General features: G+C 73.4%; 21 protein-coding genes. 10 read left to right on the forward strand and 11 right to left on the reverse strand.

Features of this window, described 5'->3' with window-relative positions; translation table 11 throughout:
• Nucleotides 1-185: 185 nt before the first annotated feature.
• Nucleotides 186-392, reverse strand: a complete 207-nt coding sequence (locus ACWGJO_RS37020; protein ID WP_452190061.1) for a hypothetical protein — start codon at nucleotides 390-392, stop codon at nucleotides 186-188.
• A gap of 171 nt (nucleotides 393-563) precedes the next feature.
• On the opposite strand from ACWGJO_RS37020, the gene ACWGJO_RS37025 reads away from it, so the two are divergent.
• On the forward strand, nucleotides 564-1,085 hold the full coding sequence (locus ACWGJO_RS37025; protein ID WP_452190062.1) for a peptidylprolyl isomerase: 522 nt from the start codon (nucleotides 564-566) through the stop codon (nucleotides 1,083-1,085).
• A 4-nt stretch (nucleotides 1,086-1,089) separates the two neighbouring features.
• A complete protein-coding gene (locus tag ACWGJO_RS37030; RefSeq protein WP_452190063.1) occupies nucleotides 1,090-1,479 on the forward strand; it encodes a hypothetical protein in 390 nt (129 codons plus the stop codon).
• Nucleotides 1,480-1,566: 87 nt separating this feature from the next.
• Here the strand turns inward: ACWGJO_RS37030 and ACWGJO_RS37035 are convergent, their stop codons facing one another.
• The 4 genes from ACWGJO_RS37035 to ACWGJO_RS37050 form a co-directional block, all read right to left on the reverse strand.
• A complete protein-coding gene (locus ACWGJO_RS37035) occupies nucleotides 1,567-2,118 on the reverse strand; it encodes an RICIN domain-containing protein (protein WP_452190064.1) in 552 nt (183 codons plus the stop codon).
• A gap of 302 nt (nucleotides 2,119-2,420) precedes the next feature.
• Entirely contained in the window at nucleotides 2,421-2,945 is a 525-nt protein-coding gene (locus ACWGJO_RS37040) for an RICIN domain-containing protein (protein ID WP_452190065.1), read from the reverse strand.
• 367 nt (nucleotides 2,946-3,312) lie between these two features.
• Nucleotides 3,313-4,422, reverse strand: coding sequence for an RICIN domain-containing protein (locus ACWGJO_RS37045; RefSeq protein WP_452190066.1), 1,110 nt, complete (start codon nucleotides 4,420-4,422; stop codon nucleotides 3,313-3,315).
• A 54-nt stretch (nucleotides 4,423-4,476) separates the two neighbouring features.
• On the reverse strand, nucleotides 4,477-5,613 hold the full coding sequence (locus ACWGJO_RS37050; RefSeq protein ID WP_452190067.1) for an alpha/beta hydrolase: 1,137 nt from the start codon (nucleotides 5,611-5,613) through the stop codon (nucleotides 4,477-4,479).
• A gap of 206 nt (nucleotides 5,614-5,819) precedes the next feature.
• Here ACWGJO_RS37050 and ACWGJO_RS37055 point away from each other — a divergent pair, with 206 nt between their 5' ends.
• Nucleotides 5,820-6,803: a hypothetical protein gene (locus tag ACWGJO_RS37055; RefSeq protein ID WP_452190068.1), complete on the forward strand. Its 984-nt coding sequence runs from the start codon at nucleotides 5,820-5,822 to the stop codon at nucleotides 6,801-6,803.
• Between the two features lie 150 nt (nucleotides 6,804-6,953).
• Here ACWGJO_RS37055 and ACWGJO_RS37060 read toward each other — a convergent pair whose 3' ends face one another.
• On the reverse strand, nucleotides 6,954-7,220 hold the full coding sequence (locus tag ACWGJO_RS37060) for a hypothetical protein (RefSeq protein WP_452190069.1): 267 nt from the start codon (nucleotides 7,218-7,220) through the stop codon (nucleotides 6,954-6,956).
• Nucleotides 7,217-7,609 (reverse strand): ATP-binding protein, encoded by a 393-nt coding sequence (locus tag ACWGJO_RS37065; RefSeq protein ID WP_452190070.1) that lies wholly within the window; start codon nucleotides 7,607-7,609, stop codon nucleotides 7,217-7,219. The genes ACWGJO_RS37060 and ACWGJO_RS37065 overlap by 4 nt, the downstream gene beginning before the upstream one ends.
• A gap of 248 nt (nucleotides 7,610-7,857) precedes the next feature.
• On the opposite strand from ACWGJO_RS37065, the gene ACWGJO_RS37070 reads away from it, so the two are divergent.
• From ACWGJO_RS37070 to ACWGJO_RS37085, 4 genes are all read left to right on the forward strand, one after another.
• The gene (locus ACWGJO_RS37070; protein ID WP_452190071.1) at nucleotides 7,858-8,715 is read left to right on the forward strand and encodes a helix-turn-helix domain-containing protein; all 858 of its coding nucleotides are present in this window, start codon (nucleotides 7,858-7,860) and stop codon (nucleotides 8,713-8,715) included.
• A complete protein-coding gene (locus ACWGJO_RS37075; protein ID WP_452190072.1) occupies nucleotides 8,712-8,903 on the forward strand; it encodes a DUF397 domain-containing protein in 192 nt (63 codons plus the stop codon). Before ACWGJO_RS37070 ends, ACWGJO_RS37075 begins: the two co-directional genes overlap by 4 nt.
• Before the next feature lie 297 nt (nucleotides 8,904-9,200).
• Nucleotides 9,201-9,497, forward strand: coding sequence for a hypothetical protein (locus ACWGJO_RS37080; RefSeq protein ID WP_452190073.1), 297 nt, complete (start codon nucleotides 9,201-9,203; stop codon nucleotides 9,495-9,497).
• 310 nt (nucleotides 9,498-9,807) lie between these two features.
• Complete coding sequence (locus ACWGJO_RS37085; protein WP_452190074.1) at nucleotides 9,808-10,812, forward strand: AraC-like ligand-binding domain-containing protein; 1,005 nt, start codon at nucleotides 9,808-9,810, stop codon at nucleotides 10,810-10,812.
• Between the two features lie 2 nt (nucleotides 10,813-10,814).
• Here ACWGJO_RS37085 and ACWGJO_RS37090 read toward each other — a convergent pair whose 3' ends face one another.
• Nucleotides 10,815-11,762 (reverse strand): alpha/beta hydrolase, encoded by a 948-nt coding sequence (locus tag ACWGJO_RS37090; protein WP_452190081.1) that lies wholly within the window; start codon nucleotides 11,760-11,762, stop codon nucleotides 10,815-10,817.
• A 308-nt stretch (nucleotides 11,763-12,070) separates the two neighbouring features.
• Between ACWGJO_RS37090 and ACWGJO_RS37095 the strand changes: the two genes are divergently transcribed.
• Nucleotides 12,071-13,573, forward strand: a complete 1,503-nt coding sequence (locus ACWGJO_RS37095; RefSeq protein ID WP_452190075.1) for a PucR family transcriptional regulator — start codon at nucleotides 12,071-12,073, stop codon at nucleotides 13,571-13,573.
• On the opposite strand, the gene ACWGJO_RS37100 is transcribed toward ACWGJO_RS37095, so the two are convergent.
• Nucleotides 13,570-13,803: a hypothetical protein gene (locus tag ACWGJO_RS37100; protein WP_452190076.1), complete on the reverse strand. Its 234-nt coding sequence runs from the start codon at nucleotides 13,801-13,803 to the stop codon at nucleotides 13,570-13,572. The two genes, ACWGJO_RS37095 and ACWGJO_RS37100, sit on opposite strands and share 4 nt — an antisense overlap.
• A gap of 21 nt (nucleotides 13,804-13,824) precedes the next feature.
• Between ACWGJO_RS37100 and ACWGJO_RS37105 the strand changes: the two genes are divergently transcribed.
• Nucleotides 13,825-14,481 carry a class I SAM-dependent methyltransferase gene (locus ACWGJO_RS37105; RefSeq protein WP_452190077.1) on the forward strand — a complete coding sequence of 219 codons (657 nt, stop codon included), beginning with the start codon at nucleotides 13,825-13,827 and terminating at the stop codon, nucleotides 14,479-14,481.
• Here the strand turns inward: ACWGJO_RS37105 and ACWGJO_RS37110 are convergent.
• Both ACWGJO_RS37110 and ACWGJO_RS37115 read right to left on the reverse strand, forming a co-directional pair.
• Nucleotides 14,457-15,179 (reverse strand): helix-turn-helix domain-containing protein, encoded by a 723-nt coding sequence (locus ACWGJO_RS37110; RefSeq protein WP_452190078.1) that lies wholly within the window; start codon nucleotides 15,177-15,179, stop codon nucleotides 14,457-14,459. The two genes, ACWGJO_RS37105 and ACWGJO_RS37110, sit on opposite strands and share 25 nt — an antisense overlap.
• Nucleotides 15,176-15,784, reverse strand: a complete 609-nt coding sequence (locus ACWGJO_RS37115) for a hypothetical protein (protein WP_452190079.1) — start codon at nucleotides 15,782-15,784, stop codon at nucleotides 15,176-15,178. The genes ACWGJO_RS37110 and ACWGJO_RS37115 overlap by 4 nt, the downstream gene beginning before the upstream one ends.
• A gap of 429 nt (nucleotides 15,785-16,213) precedes the next feature.
• Here ACWGJO_RS37115 and ACWGJO_RS37120 point away from each other — a divergent pair, with 429 nt between their 5' ends.
• Nucleotides 16,214-17,173, forward strand: coding sequence for a hypothetical protein (locus ACWGJO_RS37120; RefSeq protein ID WP_452190080.1), 960 nt, complete (start codon nucleotides 16,214-16,216; stop codon nucleotides 17,171-17,173).
• Nucleotides 17,174-17,338: the final 165 nt, after the last annotated feature.

The following is a 17,338-nucleotide window of genomic DNA, read 5'->3' on the forward strand; positions in this document are numbered from 1 at the left end:
CTCTCCTGCTGACCGCCTGCAGCACCTCGGAGAAGGCCGGTGACGACGTCGAGAACGCGGACCGGCCCAGCACGTCGGCCTGTGCGCTCGACGACCTGGGCGTGGAGGTGGGGGCCGGTGCAGCCCCGGCGGCCGGGGACGCGTCACGTCCGGGTCGGTCCGTCCGGCCCTCCCCGGACGGCGGCTCAGCCGTCGTCGCCGCCACCGTCCCCGCCGCTGCTGTTCACCCGGCGGGGCCGCCGGCGCTGGTAGCTGCGCACCGCCTTCCCGGCGCCGAGGGTGAGGGCCGCGACCACCCGGGTCCAGGGCGGCCCGCCGCGGTCGGCCCACACCACGCAGCCGCACCCCGCGACGACCAGGACCAGCACTCCCACCAGAACCGCGCCGACCATCACGACCACCCGCCTTTCGCCCGACGTCCTGTTACGTCCGACGTCCGGATCGTCCCACCCGGTTCGGCCGCGAAGGCGGAGGCTGTGCCAGGATGCGGTAGCCGAACGGCCCAGGTCACCGTACCGGGCCGCACGGGCCCCACCCGTCAGCCGTACCCGAGGAGTCACCCAGTGGCCACTGCCCGGTTCGCCACCCTGCACACCACGGCGGGCCCGATCCGCCTGGAGCTGTTCCCGTTCCACGCGCCGAAGACGGTCCGCAACTTCGCCGAACTCGCCGAGGGCACCCGGGAGTACACCGACCCGCGCACCGGCGGGCCGGGCCAGGGCCCGTACTACGACGGCACGCTCTTCCACCGGGTGATCGCGGGCTTCATGATCCAGGGCGGCGACCCGACCGGTACCGGCGCCGGCGGCCCGGGCTACTCCTTCGCGGACGAGTTCCACCCGGAGCTGTTCTTCACCAAGCCGTACCTGCTCGCGATGGCCAACGCCGGCCCGGGCACCAACGGCTCGCAGTTCTTCGTCACGGTGGGCACCCCCGCCCACCTCAACCGCAAGCACACCATCTTCGGCCAGGTCGCCGACGCCGCCTCCAGGGCCGTGGTCGACGCCATCGCCACCACCCCCACCGAGGCCGACCGCCCGGTCGAGGACGTGGTGATCACCTCCGTCGAGATCGAGCACTCCTGACCCGGTGACCGCCGAGCAGCAGGCTTTCCCGCCCCGCCCGGTCCGCGGCGTACGGGCCCGCTACGTCCACCAGACGAGCTGCCCGGGCGACGTCGCGATCGTCACCGTGGACTTCGAGCCCTGGGAGGAGGGCCTGCGCGTCGAGTCCGCCCCGGACGCGACGGTCCGGGGCGACCCGGAGCCCGGGGACCTGGAGCGCTTCCACGCCGCCCTGGCGGAGGGCGTGCGCGCGGAGCTGTCCGAGCAACTGCCCGGCACCCCGGTGGCGTTGGCGCTGGTGGTGCACCACACCGTGGTGCACCTGGTCGACTCGCGCGAGTACTCCTTCCGCACCGCCGGGCGCCTGGCGGTGCGCGAGGCGCTGACCCGCCTGGGCGGCTGCCAGGAGATCTGACGGCGGGTCAGAAATGGTTCGACGGGGGACCGTTCGCGGGCGGCGGCTCCGGCCGGCCCGTCAGGGGACCGGCGGTCGGCCCGGGGCTCAGGATCCCGGGGGGACCGTGCTCCACTGCTGGGAGCGCGCCCCGTCGTACATCCGCAGGGCGACGGCGCTGCCGAGCCTGGTGCCGCCGGTGAGGGCGAGGTCGGGGTGGGTGGCGGGGGAGATCCTGACCTTGCCCTGCCCCACGTTCCGTACGGTCCACTGCTGGTTCATGTCGTTCCGGTCGCAGGGCCGGAGCGTGACGGGGCCGCGGGAGCCGTTCGGTGCGGTCAGGCAGGTGCCTGTCGCCTTGTTCTTGATGAGCTGTTTCCCGGCGACGGTGCTCAGGCTCCACTGCTGGCGGTCGTTGTTGCGCTCGGGGGTGGCCACGATGACGCGGCCGCCGCGGCCGGCCTCCAGGTTCCTGGCCGAGTCGTCACCCCGCGGCCAGACCCGGAGCTGGTTCCAGTTGTCGGTCTGTTTGGACGGTTGCGTCGTCTGCTGCGGGGCCTGGGATCCGGCCGTTCCGGTGGCTGCCGTCGCCAAGCCGGGCGTGCCGCCCAGCAGTACGGCGGTGATGGCCGCCGTCGCGATGCGCTTGGCAGGAGACATGGTTGTCACTCTCATGTGTTTTCCCTTGTGGGGTGTCCGAGAGGCGTGCGGGTTCCTCGGCGGGTGGCGCCGGAAGCCCCGCGGGTCACGGGGCCGTGGGCCGCGCCGGGGGTGGTGCGAGGGGGCGGACCCGTTCACCGTCCTGCCGGCGGGGCCCGGTGGGCACGGAGATGCCCCGTGCCCACCCGACCAGGCTAGCCAGAGGTCGGTCCGTCCGCAGCTCCGGGGGAACACGCAGGTCACGGGGGGTGCCGCGGGCGTCGAGGGGCCTGCCGGGGGGCGGGGGCCGCCCGGGAGGGCCACTACTTCACGGACCGCATGGACCACTGCTGGTTGTGCTGCGCCGCGTAGATCCGCAGGAGGGCTGTGTTGCTGCCGGCCTGGGTGCCCCCGGTGAGGGCGAGGCGGGGGTGGGCCTTCGGTGAGATCGCCACCTGGCCGGCCGTCACGAAGTGCACGTCCCACCGCTGGTTCGGGTTGTTCCTGTCGCAGGCCCGGACGGTGACGGCATCCAGGGTGTCGTCCGGCGCGGTCAGGCACGTGCCCGTCGCCCTGTTCTCGATGAGCGGCAGTCCGCCGATGTTGCTCAGGCTCCACTGCTGGCGTGCGCTCTCGGGGTCGACGACGGCCACGACGGCCCTGCCGGCGCTGTCGACGTCCAGGTTCCTGGCCGGGAGGTTGAGCGGGTAGATCTTGAACTGGTGCCATTCGCCGGTCAGCTGGGAGGGAAGTGCGGTCTGCGGGGTGGCGGCCGTGGCCAGGCCGGGGGTGGCGCCCAGCAGGACGGCGGCGACGGCCGCGGTCGCGATGCGCTTGGCAGGAGACATGGTTGTCACTCTCATGCGGGTTGTCCCTTGTGAGGTGGTCCGAGAGGTGCGCGGGTTCTTCCGCGGACGACGCCGGAAGCCCTGTGGGTCCCTGTGGGTTCCTGTGGGTCGCACCGGCCGCTGGGCCTCCGGGGGCCGGTGGGCACGGCGATGCTTCGCACCCACCCGACGACCAGGCTAGCCAGAGGTCCGTCCGCCCGCAGCTTGGGTGAACGCGCAGGTCACGGCCGCGCTGGCGGGGTGAGCCGGGGCACTGTAAGGCGGGTTGCGCTGCGGCGCACGTCCGGGCGGCCCTGCCGACCGGCCGGAAACGCGGGGCCGCCGCCCGGCGCGGTGCGCGGGCGGCGGCCGTGGAGCGGGCGCGGTGTCAGGAGCAGCTGCTGAACGTCGCGCTGGTGTTGGCGATGTAGAGGGTGGCGCCGGCGACGGGGTCGGAGCTGAGCGGGACGGTGACGGTGTCCTCGGCGGTCCACGGGATGCCGTGGGCGTCGAAGGTCCAGGTGCCGGTGACCTTGCGGGCGATCTTGGCGAGCGTCACCCAGCCGTACTGCTGGGTCGGGACGGTGACGGTCACGCTGTTGTTGACGCTCCGCGACCCGTGCCATTCGTTGCTGTACTTCAGCGAGGAGCTGATCGTCCCGGTCAGGACGTTGCCGGGGGCGCCGGCGGACATCTGGGTGCCCATGTCGGCGCCGATGGTGTTGGACCAGCCGCTGTCGTCGGTGACCGCGAAGGACTGCTGGACGGCACTGCTGGTGTTGTTGAACCAGACCGCGGAGGCGCAGGCGCGCGGCAGCGGCGCGGCCGGGGCCTCGCTCTTCGTGGCCCAGGAGCAGCTGGAGGGGTCCTTCTGGCACTGCTTGGCGCCGTGGTCGACGGCCAGGTTGCGGGCGGCCTGGGCGAAGCCGGTGGACCACTGCTGGTTGACGGTGCCGTTGCAGCTGTACTGGTCGGTCCAGGCGTCGTCGTAGTTGCCGCCGAGCAGCAGGTCCAGGCAGGTGTTGTCACCGGCGTGGCGGATCATGAACGAGTCCGCGCCGCCGGCCGCCGCGGGCTGGAAGTACCAGCGCTGGCTGGCCTGCCCGGCGCAGCTCTGCTGGCGCAGCGCCGGGGTGAAGAAGGCCAGGTCGATGCACTTGCCGGTGTCGTTGTTGACGATGGTGAAGGAGGAGTCGGACGGGTCGACGTTCAGCCGCCAGGACTGGTGGTATCCGGGGGCGGAGTTGGTGACGATGTAGGCGCCGTCGCCCATGTTGCCGTTCTGGACGTCGAGTTGGCGCCCGTTGCTGAGCGACTTGATGGTCAGGCACTGCTGCGGCGAGGCGCAGGCGGCGAGCGGGGCCGGCGCGGCGGCCGGGGTGGCCGCGGCGGCGCGGGCGGGCGCGGCGGTCAGGCCCAGGGCGGCGCAACAGGTCACCAGGAGGGCCGCGAACAGGCGCAGCCAGGGCGCCGTACGGCCGGGGGTCGTGGTGGGCAAGGGGTTTCCTTTCGTCGGGGAGAGGAGGAAGGGGCGGGGGAGGAAGGGGGAGGCTCAGGGCGCGGCGGCGAAGGCCGCCTCCAGGCGCGGGACGTAGTCCGAAAGGTCCTGCGCCCAGCAGCCCGGGGTGTGGCCGCCGTGGCAGTCGGCGCCCCAGCCGGTGCCGTCGCCGTAGCCGACGTAGCGGTACGGCAGGCCGAGTGCGTCCAGGCGCTGCTTGAGGCGCTTGGCGGTGCCCTCGGCCCAGAACTCCATGTCGGCGGGGTTGTTGTTGCCGTTGCCGGTGTAGACGGCGATGCCGGTGTGCTCCAGCAGGGCCGCGCGCGCGACGGGGTCGGCGGCGTTCCAGCGCCAGTCGGCGTTGAACACCGGGTACGGGGTGCCGAAGACGGCGTCGCTGGAGACGGTGGGGCCGAAGTCCAGGCCGCAGGGGTGGCCGTCGCTGGGGCCGCAGAGCACGGTGCCGGCGTTGGTGAGGGTGGCGACCACGGCGCCGCGGATGATCATCTCGTCGGTGGAGAGGTCGTTGGCGCCGGACATGGTGAGGACCTGGCCGAACAGGTCGGGGCGGTCCTGGGCGTAGTGCAGGGCGCCGAAGCCGCCCATGGACAGCCCGCCGACGGCCCGGTGGGCGCGGTCGGTGCGGGTGCGCAGGTTGGCGTCGACGAAGGGCAGGACCTGGGTGAGGTGGAAGGTCTCCCAGTTCTGGGCGCCGGCGGCGGTGTTCTGGTCGAGCCAGTCGGTGTACCAGCCGCGCAGGCCGCCGTCCGGGATGACGGTGATCATCGACTGGGCGGCGGTCAGCGCGGGGTAGGCCAGGGCCGGGTCGCTCGGGTTGTCCGAGGCGCCGTGCAGGAAGTACAGCACCGGGTAGCGCTTGTCGGGCCGCTGCGCGTAGTCGGCGGGCAGCAGGATGCGGATGGTGTGCGGCCCGGCGACCTTCGCCGTGGTGACGGTGATGACGAAGTTGGTGGCGGTGCCGGTGGCGGCGCCGACCTGGGTCAGCCCGAAGCCGTCGGTCAGCGGCGGCGGCGCGTCGGTGTCTGCCCCGGCCCGTACGGCGGGCGAGGCGGGTGCGGGGAGCGCGGGCGCCGCTGCGGCGGAGGCCGCGGGCGTCGCGGCGAGCGGGAGCAGGCAGGCGGCCAGGGCGGCGAGAGCCGCGCGGGCGCGCCGGAGCCGGGCAGGGGGCATGGGCGTCCTCGACCTTCAGCGACCTTTGGCGATCTTCGGTGATCTGACTGATCGCCGACAACTCTTGTCAGTGGCCCCGCCCCGGCGCCAGGGCCCCCGGCGGCGCACCTGGGCCACTGGCGCATGTGCGCCGCCGGCGCGGGTAGGCTCCCCCGGGCCTGCCCTGGACATGACATGGCGGCGGGACGCGATGACTGGGGGGCGTCGTGCACGACGTGCTGGAACCGGACTCCGAACGCGGCCGCGTCTACCACGGCCTGGTCGGCCGGCCACGGGCCCGCGTGCCCGAACTCGCCCGCGAGAGCGGCCTGGACGAGGACGCTGTGCTCGCCGTCCTGCGCGACCTCGCCGACGAGGGCGTCGCGGTGGCCTTCGACACCACCGACAGCGCCGACGACCGCGACCACGCCTGGGAGGCACTGCCACCCGCCCGGGTCGTCGAAGCGGTGCTGCAGCACGACGCGCTGCGCCAGGCCACCGCCCGACGGGCCGGCGCCGAACTGGAACGGCTCTACCGCTTCGCCCGCCGCGACACCGGCAGCTACGGCGCCCTGGAGGTGGTCGAGGACCCCGCCGAGGTGCTGGCCGCCAGCCGCCGCCTCCAACTCGCGGCCCGCCACCAGCTACGGGTCATCGACGTGCCGCCGTACTCCGGCAGCCCCGCCCACTACCTCGACCAGGAGGTACTGCAGCGCCGCCGGATGGCCGCGGGCGTCAACTACCGGGTGATCTACCAGGGGTGCGCGTTCCAGGACCCGGTGGTCGGACCCAACATGGCCCGGATGATCGAGGCGGGGGAGCAGGCCCGCACCCTGGACGAGCCGCCGCTCAAACTCGCCATCGGCGACGACGACCTGGCCATCGTCACTCTGCCCGCCGACGACCGCCCGGGGGTCGTCTCGCTGCTGATCCGGCCCTCCGGACTGCTGACCGCGCTGAGCGGGGTGTTCGAGACGCTGTGGCGCCTGGCGGTGCCCGCGTCGATGGCGGAGGTCGACCTGCGCATCGACGAACGCGACCGGCGGATCCTGACGCTGATGGCGGGAGGTGCCACCGACGACGCCATCGCCCGCCGGTTGGGGGTGGGGCGGCGCACCGTGGTGCGCCGGGTGTCGACGCTGCTGGCGCACCTGGGCGCCACCACCCGCTTCCAGGCGGGGGTGCAGGCCGCGCGGCGGGGGTGGCTCTGAGCGGGGGGTGCGAAGTGCTGCTCGGTGCGGTTCGGTTCGGTGCGGTTCGGCGTGAGAAGTCGAACCGGCCGACTTCTCACGCGGGGTGGTGTTCGCGGCCGCCGTCGGAGGGGAGCGACTCGGCGATGCGGCGGAGCCCGGGCCGGATGGCTACCGGTCCGTGTTCGCCCAGCTGATGCGGAGTTCGCGGTCGCCGAGGGGGAGGGAGAGGGCGGGGGCGTCGGCGAGGTCGCGGATGATGTCGCGCCGGGCGCAGGGGCCGGTGAGACGGCGCTCCAGGACGTAGTGCTGGAAGCGGGACATCGGCAGGTGACAGACCGAGTCCCAGATCCGTTCGAGGGCATCGGCGTTGAGGGTGTGGACGGCGGGCGGGTGGTGGCCCGGCAGCTCGACGAGGACGTCGTGGTCGTCCCTCACGCGGCCACCTCGCACCAGACGATCTTGCCAGTGTGCTCGCGCGAGGAGCAACCAGTGCGGGTGGAGAGGGACTTGACGAGGTGGAGGCCGCGCCCGGCCTCGCCGTCGAGCGTGAGCGCGCGCAGGACGGGCTCGCGGTCCCGCCGGGCGTCGTGCACCTCGATGAGCAGGCGCGCGGGGTCGAGGTCGAGGGCGAGGTAGATGAGGTGCCCCACCGGCGTGCCGTGCAGGAGGGCGTTGGTGACGAGCTCCGAGACGATCAGGAGCCCCGGGTCGAGGAAGCGGGCCCCGTTCGGGGCGCATCCGAGGAGCTCGGCAAGGTGCAGGCGCCCCTCGCCGGGAGCGCGGCGGCTGCGCGGCAGCCAGGCGGTGGAGGAGTGGGAGGACATGGCGAAGTCACCTTCCAGGCACGAAGTTTGAAGCCATGCTGGGCCGGGCGGAGGCATGGGGATGCCCGGCAGTAGGCCGGGCTGCTGTCACTCAGGAGACCCGAAGCGCTACTCCCTGTAGCATGCTCTGCAATGGCTAAATTATGCAAGCGCGCTTCCGTGCAATTGCATGGTGTCGCAAGATTCGTGTGATCACCCAGGGAGGTGGCAGACTGTGACCCGACGTCAACCAAGAGGGAGCGGCGAGCGTGGACAGTCCAACTGTGCTGCGCCGTAGGCTCGGCTCCGAGCTGCGGCGATTGCGCGAACGGACCGGGCGCCAGGCCAAGTCCGTTGCGGACGAACTCGGCTTCAGTGCATCCAAGGTGTCGCGGATCGAGTCGGGTCAGACGCCCCTAAAGGAATCCGATGTTCGCGCGATGCTCGAACTGTACGGCGTGCGCGACGAGGCCGAGTTGCGGCAGATGATCTCGCTGACTCGCCGCAGCACACAACGCGGCTGGTGGCACGACTACACGGACACACTGCCGGACTGGTTCCAGACCTACGTGGGTCTTGAGGCCGACGCTGCCCGGGTTCGCTCCTATGAGTCCGAGTTGGTTCCTGGGCTGTTTCAGACCGCCGGCTACGCGCGCGAAGTGTTTCGGACCTTCTGGTCGGAGCAGAACAACGGCCAAGACATCGAACGGCGGGTGAAGCTCAGGCTGCAACGCCAAGAGCTCATCCGGAATCCGGAACCACTCGCCGTACACGCCGTGCTTTCCGAGGCCGCCTTCCGGCGCGAGGTCGGCGGCGCTCAGGTGATGACGAAGCAGGTCAGCCACCTGGTCGAGCTTGCGCAACTGCCCAATATCACCATCCAGGTGATTCCGTTCAGCGTGGGTGCTCACGCGGCGATGGGCACGAATTTCCGCATACTCTCCTTCTCGGACGTGCCTGGCGAGGTTGCCTTCTGTGAGTCGGTCAGCAGCAGCCTCTACATCGAGAAGAAGGTAGACATCGTTCGATACGAGACTGTCTTCAACCAACTAACGTCGCTGGCGATGGCTCCGGAGGACTCCATCTCCTGGATGCAGAAGCTGGTGACAGAAGGGTACAGAGCATGAACTGGCGCAAGAGTAGCTACAGCAACCCCTCCGGTGGCGACTGCGTCGAGGTCGCCGAGGGCGCCATCGGCATCGTTCCGGTCCGGGACAGCAAGGATCCTGATGGGCCGGCTCTCGCGTTCACTCCCGATGCGTGGCAGTCCTTCGTCGGGGGTGTCCAGGCGGGCGACTTTCCTGTCGGCTCCTGAAGCTTTTCTTGCCGGCGGCCCCGCGGAGTGCGCGGGGCCGCCCGGGCCTTTCCAGTGTGGAGCGGCTTGGCTCCGCAGCGGGGGCGAGCGGAAAACCCGGGCCTCCACGCCTCCGCGTGACTACCGTGCTGTCGGGTAGATCCTCCCGACCGATGAGGGGCCGAGTCGTGCTGACCAGACCGCACCCGCCGTAGGTACCTCTGGAGAGCCCAGAGGGCCTCACGGAGGCTCTTGATGTCCCGAACCGTCCGCACGACTCCCAGGCAACTCCGCGTCCAGGAACGCGCATCGGAGTCCATGTCCCTGTACGACCTCCGCTACGCCCGCGCTGAACTGGGCCGGGCTGCCCGCGAAGGCCGTCGCCCCGCCCCCGAGAAGGCACGGCATCGGATCACCTTCCGGTTGTCGGTGGCGCTCGACTGCAGGACAGGTTCGTTCTCCGTCGAGATCGCCACGGCCGAAAGCCGGGCGCGGCTGCAGGGCCGGCTCGAAGCCCAGCGGATCCGTGGACTGCACCGCGCCGGCCACGACATCGACGGTGCGGACATCCCTCCGGTCCGCCACCGTCACGATGCGCTCTGGCATGCCTGGTAGGGACGAAGTGATTCCGGAACAACGCTCACTTGCGAGCACAGACAACTTCTACGGCGGGTCGGCAAGAAGGCTCGAACCACGGCCGAAGCCGACATGAGAGATCGACCGCACGGGACCGTCTGTCTTCCGGCCGCCTCCTGAAGCGCTTCTCGCCGGGCGGCCCCGCGTACCACGCGGGGCCGCCCGCCTGACCTGAGAGCGCACGCCCGCTTGACCGAGAGCGCACAGCATCCGCCCCGGGCGTCCGCCGCGGCCGGGAGCGCCCACCGGTGCGGCAGACTGGCCGAATTCGGTCCTTTCGGGAGGGTGTGTGCTGCTGCTCGACCTCGACACGGTGTCGCCCCGTGAGCGCGTGGACGCGTTCCACCACGCGCTGACGGATTCGCTGGTGCCCAACGACGTCGCCCACGAGGAACCGGAGACCGGCATCCACGCCCGCATGGAAATGTGGCGCGTCGGCGGCCTCGACCTCTTCGCCACCCGGAACTCGGGCTTCGAGGTGCGGCGCACGGCCCAGCACGTGCACCACCACCGCAGCAGCCCCATCGTCTCGGTCTCGCTCCAGCCCCTGGGCGTCCACCGGGCCGAGGTCGCGGGCCGGCGGGTACTCCTGGGCTCCGACGACATCTGCGTCTTCCACGAGCTGTCGCCCCGCGTGTACGGCTGGTCCGGCGACGGCGCCTCCCAGGCCATCATGTTCGACATGGACCGCCTCGGCGTGCCGGTCGACGACGTGGTGCGGGCCTCCCAGCGGCTGCGCTCCAGCCCGCTCCACGGCCTGGTGCTGCAGCACCTGCAGGGCCTGTGGCGCGATCCCGGCCGGCTGGAGGCCGACCCCGGTGCGCAGGCCCTGGGGGCCGCCACGACGGAACTCGTGCGCGCGCTGCTCACGTCGGCCGCGCACGCCGAGGAGAGCGCCGAGGTCAGGTCGACGATGGACGACACCCTGCTCACCCGGATCCTGGCCTTCGCTCGCTCCCACCTCGCGGACCGCGACCTGACGCCGGAACGGATCGCGGCCGAGCACGCCGTCTCGGTGCGCCGGCTCTACACGCTGCTCAGCGGTGCCGGGATCAGCCTGGAGCAGTGGCTCATCGAGGAGCGGCTCGGCAAGGCGCGGCGCATGCTGGCCTCCAAACGCTACGACCGCCTGACCGTCGCCGCGGTCTCCGCCCGGTGCGGGTTCAGCAGCCCGAGCCACTTCAGCCGCCGTTTCCAGGCGGCCAGCGGGGTGTCCCCGAGCGAGTGGCGGCGGCTCGGCGGCGCCGTCCCCGTGGACGGGCCCGTGGACGACCCGGTGGACGACCCCGAGTGACCTCACGGGTGCAGGGCGGTGTGCAGGGCGTCCGTGATCTGGATGCGTGCCGCCCCGGACGCCTCCGTGCCGCGCAGCCGGTCGAACAGGACGAATCCGTGGATCGTGCCGTGGTAGCGGGCCGACACGACCGGGACGTCCGCCTGCCGCAGCCGCGCCGCGTACGCCTCGCCCTCGTCCCGCAGGACGTCGGCCTCCGCGGTGATGACCAGCGCCGGCGGCAGCCCCACCAGGCACTCCACGGGCGCGCGCAGCGGTGAGACGGCGCCCTGGACGCGGTCCCGCGGGTCCGGCGCGTACTGCTGCCAGTACTCCCGCATGGCGGCGCTGCTCAGGAAGTACCCCTCGGCGAACCGGCGGTAGGACGGGGTGTCCATCGCCGCGTCGGTCACCGGGCAGACCAGCACCTGGTGGCGCAGGCGCGGGCCGCCGCGCGTGCGCGCCAGGAGGGTGAGCGCGGCCGCGTGCTGGGCGCCCGCGCTGGCACCGACCACCGCGATCCTGCTCCCGTCGAGCCGGCAGCCCACGCCGTGCCCGGCGATCCACCGGGCCACCGCGTACGCCCGCTCGACGGCATGCGGGTGACGGGCGTGCTCCGGCGCGTCGTACTCGGGCACCACCACGGCCGCGTCCGCCCCGAGCACCAGGTCCACCAGCAGCTGCCGGTGCGCGTGGGCGTCGGTCAGCATCCAGCCGAGCCCGTGCAGGTAGAGCACCACCGGCAGCGGCTCGCACGCCTCCGCGGGACGCAGGATCCGCACCCGGATCCGGCCCCCGTCCCCGCTCGGCACGGCCAGCCACTCCTCCTCGACCTCGGGCTCCTCGCGGCCGCCGCCGTCCCACAGCGCCGCCATGCGCTCCCTCGCCGCGGCGCCGTCGCCCTGCGGGGGACCCGGCCACGGGCAGGACTCGACGAAGGCACGCGTCTGCCGCCCGAGGACGGGCGCCATCCGGGGAACGTGGACGTCTTCGGGCACGAGCACTCCTCCGCAGGGACGGTTCACCGGCCGCACACGACGGGCCGGGGGATCAGCCTGGGGCAGTTCCGCACCGGATGGCACCAGGCCCGGGCCATCCCCGCAGACACGGGCAGGAGCCGTGCACCGTGGGGCATCGCGGTGGTGTCACGGTGTCCCAGGGGCAAGCGGGACCGGAGCGATCCGGGCCCGGGACCGGGACCGGCGCACGGGATGCCGCCGCCGGATTCCGACTCCGCCGGCCCCGCACCGCACCGGGACGACCACGAATGAGGACTGCCATGACCGAACAACGGCGGCGAGCCCCCGTCGGCAGTGCCGCGCTGCGACAGCTGATCGGGGAACTCGCGGAGTCGCTCCGCCGGTCCGTGGCCCTGGTCGACCCCTCGGTCACGAGCGTCTGCGCGTCCCGGCACTTCGACGACGCGGACCGGGCCCGCGTTCACAGCCTGCTGCAGGGACGGACGGACAGCGAAGCCGCCCGCCACGTCCTCGACCAGGGCGTCACCCGGTGGTCCAGGCCGGGATTCCTGGAGGGCCGCGACGATCTCGGGCTGCTTCCCCGCTACTGCGTGCCACTGCGCGAGCGAGGCCACTTCCTCGGCCTGCTGATGGTCATCGCACCGGACGCCACCCTGACCCCCGAGGAGACCGAGGCCATCGCCCGGGCCACGCCCGCCATCGTCGGCCAGCTGTACGCCGACCACCTCCTGGCCGACGCCGAGCGGGCCAGGGAACAGGAACTCCTCCTCTCGCTGCTGGGACCGGACCCCGCCACCCGCGCCGAGTCCCGCCGCCGGCTCCTGGACGACGGGCTGCTCCCGGACGCCCCCCACGCGGTGGTCAGCGTCGTGCAGGCGGTGCGCTGCCAGGCGTCGCCCGGGCAGGTGGCGGCCGCGCTCTCCGGCGCGCTGGACGGATTCCGGCGCACCCGGTCGGCCCACGGCGCCTTCGCGGTCACCCCGGACCGGGTCGTCCTGCTGCAACTCGCCGACCGGCCGCTGGAAACCGAAGCACTGCGGGAGCAGTCCCGGCACATCCTGGACATCCTCGGCACCCGCCTGGACGCCTCGGCCGCTCCCGTCATCGGCATCGGCGGCCACCACAGCGGCCTCTCCTCCGCCCGGGCCTCCTACGAACAGGCGCTCGTCGCGGTGCGCGCGGCACGCCGGATACCCGCCCTGAACGACATCGGCTCCTGGGAGGAACTCGGCGAACTCGCCGTGCTCCTGCAACTGCCCGACCACGCCCTGAACACGTCACTCCTCCCGAAGCCGCTGCGTACCCTGCTGGAATCCAGCGGAGGCCACCGCCTGGCGGAGACCCTGCGCTGCTTCCTCGACCACGCCGGATCGACGACCAGGACCGCCGACGCCCTGCGGATCCACCGCACCTCGCTGCACTACCGGCTGCGGCAGATCCAGGAGATCACCGGGTTCGACCTGGACAGCGGAGCGGACCGCATGACCCTGCACCTGGGCCTGCGCATCCGGGACCTCCTCGTCTCCCTCGGCACGGCCGGCGAACCCGCCACCCCCGGCACCGACGACGGACGCCACCGGGCCCGGACCACCGCGCCCGCCACCACCGCCGGCCGGGGCACCGCCACCGGCAGGGGCACCGCCGCTGCCCGGACACCTTCCGCCGCACCGCAGGAACGGGCCCGGCGCACGGCGAACGTCCACCCGGCACACCAGGTCCCGCCGCAGCGCACCCGCACCGCCGGCGAGCGCACCGCCCGGCCCGTCACGGCCGACGGCCACAGACGGGTCGAAGCCGCCTAGCGTTTCACCGGCAGGTCGCAGCCCTTGCGGTCGGCCGCGTACTGCTCGTCGCCCGGGACACCGTAGGCCCCCTCCAGACAGCCCTGGACCAGGGCGAGGCAGGCCGCCTCGGTGCCGGTCGGTATCGTGCCGGGGTCCTGGGCGACGGCGGTCCCGGCGCCGCAGGCCGCCGCCGCGCAGCCTCCGCGGGCGCCCGGCGGGCGAGCGATTCGTTCAAGACCTCGCCCCAACTGCCCGCCCACACTGGCCCCATGACACCGAGCGACACCTTCACCCCCGCCGCCGGGCGCTTCGCCCTCGGCCTCTACGACCCCATCGTCTCGCTCACCCGCGAACGCCTGTGGCGCAGCCTGCTGGCCATGCACGCCGCCCCCCGCCCCGGTGACGTCATCGTCGACGTCGGCTGCGGCACCGGCTCCTTCGCCGTCCTCCTGCACCGCGCCGAACCGCAGGCCACCGTCATCGGCGTCGACCCCGATCCCGCCGTGCTGCGCCTGGCCCGCCGCAAGGCCGCCGCGGCCGGCGCCACCCCCGACTTCCGCACCGGCCTGGGCGACGCGGTGGCCGAGGTCGTCGGCGACGAAGCGGCCGACACCGTCGTCTCCAGCCTCGTCCTCCACCAGTGCCCCGTCCCGATGAAGCGGGCGATCCTCGCCGCCATGCACCGCACCCTGCGCCCCGGCGGCAAACTGGTGATCGCCGACTACGGGCGGCAGCGCACGGCGGCCATGCGCCTGGCCTTCCGGATCGTCCAGTTCGCCGACGGGAAGCAGGACACCCAGCCCAACGCCGACGGCATCCTGCCCCGCCTCATCGCCGAGGCGGGCTTCGAGGGCGTGCGCGAGACGGAGACCGTCGCGACGGTGACCGGTTCGATGTCCCTCTACACCGCGCGCCGCCCCGCCTGAGCGACCGCACTCCCGGCCGTGCGCAGCGCGGGCAGCACCTGCGAGGGCGTCAGCCCGGTCAACTCCCGCATCCACCGCGTGAAATGGGCCTGGTCGGCGAACCCGCCCGCGAACGCCGCCTGCGCCGGCGAGCACCCCTCGCCGAGCGCCAGCGCCGCCCGGGACAGCCGCTGCCAGCTGCGCCAGCGCGCCAGCGGAACCCCCAACTGCCGCCGCGCCAGGGCCCGCAGGCGCTGCGGGGACAGCCCGACGCGCGCGGCGAGGCCCTCCAGCGGCTCCTGACCGTCGGCCAGTGCCGCCATGGCCGCGCGCAGCCTCGGGTCCAGCCCGGTGGCGGGCAGCCCGCCGTCCGGCCGTACCTCCCGCTCGGTCAGGCCGTGCCACTGCGGGGCGACGGTGACCCCGTCGCCGCAGCCCGCGCGCAGCCGGTCGGCGAAGGCGCAGTGCGGATCCACGTAGAAGGTCAGCACCTCCCGGGTCGGGGCCATCCGGTGGCGCACCATCGGCGGCACCACGAGCGCGGGCCCGTGGTGGCGCCGGCCGGTGTCGTCGTCGATGGCCACCGTGCGGGCGGCGCCCGCGACGGCGACCTGGAAGGTGGTGTGCCGGTGGAAGGCGCTGTCGGCCAGCGGCCCCCGGTACAGCGCGTACCCGGGGCCGACGGCGAACCGCGGGCCGGTCCCGCTGCCGCCGCTCACCGGTCCGCCTCCCGGACCTGGGCGGTCAGGCGGACGGCGGCGTAGGGTACGGCGGCCAGGCCGAGCAGGGCCGGCGCGATCCAGAACGGGACCGCCGCCGGGCTCGGCCGGCCGGTGACCATCCGCCCGCCGTCCTCCAGCCAGGCCCGGACCTCATGGCCGTCCGGGTAGGGCTCGTCGACCGGGCGCTCCTCGCTGAACTCCTGTCCGTCCACGCTCCAACGGTAGGTGCAGCCGTACGTCTTCGAGCCCAGACCGCCGCCCTCCACCGGCCGCCGGCCCGTCGCCCGGCAGTGCGTCACCACCGCCGCGACGCTGCGCGGCTCGTGCGCCCGCACCTGGACGGTGTGGACGGCCTGGGCCGTCGCGAACGCCGTCCCCCACACGGCCGCGAGCAGCACCACCGCCCACGCGCGGACCGCTGCGTCCCCGCCGGCGCCGCGCGCCCGCCGGACCGCCCCTCGGTCCGTCCGGGCCGAGGCGGCCGCGCCCACCGCCAGTGCGGCGGCGCACAGCCACAGCGGCCCCGCGCCCACCGGCCGGTCCAGCGACCACGCCCACACCACCGGTGCTCCGGCGGCGGCCGGAGCCGCGAGCGCCACCACGGCCGGCCACGCCCGCCGGCGGCCGGATCCCCCCTCGTCGCGGAACGTCCCCCCTCTTTTCCCGTCCTTCTCCCGGTCCTTGCCCGTTCTTGACGCCGCCCCGGCCCCGCGGGCGCGCCTTCGTGCCGAGCGGTGACGGGACCGCGACATCGTCACGGGCCGCCGGGGAGGGAGGAGGCCGTGTTCGAATCGATGTGTCGACACAGTGTCATCACCGCAGGACAGCGCCCATTGCGGTTCGATCACGGTGTGTCCGATTCGTCGAACATTGGGGGAAAGTGTGGCGGTTAACCGTTTTGGCAGCGGTGTCGGCTGCCTCTCATAATTCCTGCCGACACGCGTGACGGAATTCCCGGAGAACCCGCTGGGGCAGTGGCGCCCGTGAGGGGCCCGCGCGTGGGATTCCGCATTCTTCCTGGGGGGATTTCCTTGCCCGAGCCCGAGCCCGAGAACGAGGGTGCCGCCGCCGCACCTCCGGCACCGGCCGAGCCGGCCGCCGCGCCGCCGGTGCCGGCCGCCGCGCCCGCACCGGAGCCGGCAGCGCTGCCGACGCCGACCGCCGCGCCGGCTCCGACCGCCCCGCCGGAGCCGACCGCTCTGCCGCAGCAGGCCCCGCGCCGGCTGCCGCGCGCCGTCGGTGTCGCGCTGGCCACCGCCGGCCTGCTCGCCGTCACGGCGGCCAGCGCCGCGGTGACCGTCGCCGTCGGCAGGCCCGCCGCCCGCTCGGCCGCGGCCGCCCCCGCCCCGTCGAGGGTGGCCGCGAGCGCGAGTGCGAGTGCGAGTCCCACCGCGAGTGGCACCGCGTCCGCGACGCCCTCGGCCGCGCCCGTCCCGGTGCCCACCGCCGCCCCGGCCGAACCCGCCCCCGCCAGCACCGTCAAGGGCACGGTCAAGAACGGCCAGCACGAGGGCGACCTGCGCTACTTCCTGCTCCCCCTCCCGGCCGGCGGCGAGTCCTACGGTCCCGCGGACGGGATGACCATGACCAACGACGACGTCGCCGCGCTCTTCGGCAAGCAGGACGGCATCATGGACATCCTCGGCTCGTACGGCTACAGGAGCGGCGCGACCCGGACGTACCGGACCGCCGACGGCAAGGCCGAAGTCACCGTCACCCTGCTGAAGTTCGGTTCCACCGGGGCGGCACGCGACTTCGTCAAGGGCTACGAGGTCAAGTCGCTGAGCCCGTTCGACATCGACGGGGACCCGGGCGGCCACGGCTACCTGCAGGCCCCCAAGCAGCAGGCCTACACCGGATCGATGAGCGGCATCTCCAGCCAGGGCGACGTGCAGTACACGGTCGACGTCGACGTGAAGGGGACGCCCGACAAGGCGCTGCTGAACGAGCTGATGAAGCGCCAGCGCGAGTGGCTCACCACCGGCGGCTGAGCCCGGCTCCGACGGACCGCCCGCCCGATGCCTCCCCTTCCTCTTCCCCCTTCTCTGGAGCCACTTCCGTGACCACCGAACCCCCGGAGCCGGCGCCCGCCGCGCCCGCCGCGCCCGCCGCGCCCGCCGCGCCCGCCGCGCCCACCGCGCCCACCGAACCTGCGG

It is taken from the genome of Kitasatospora sp. NPDC054795, from assembly GCF_053611565.1.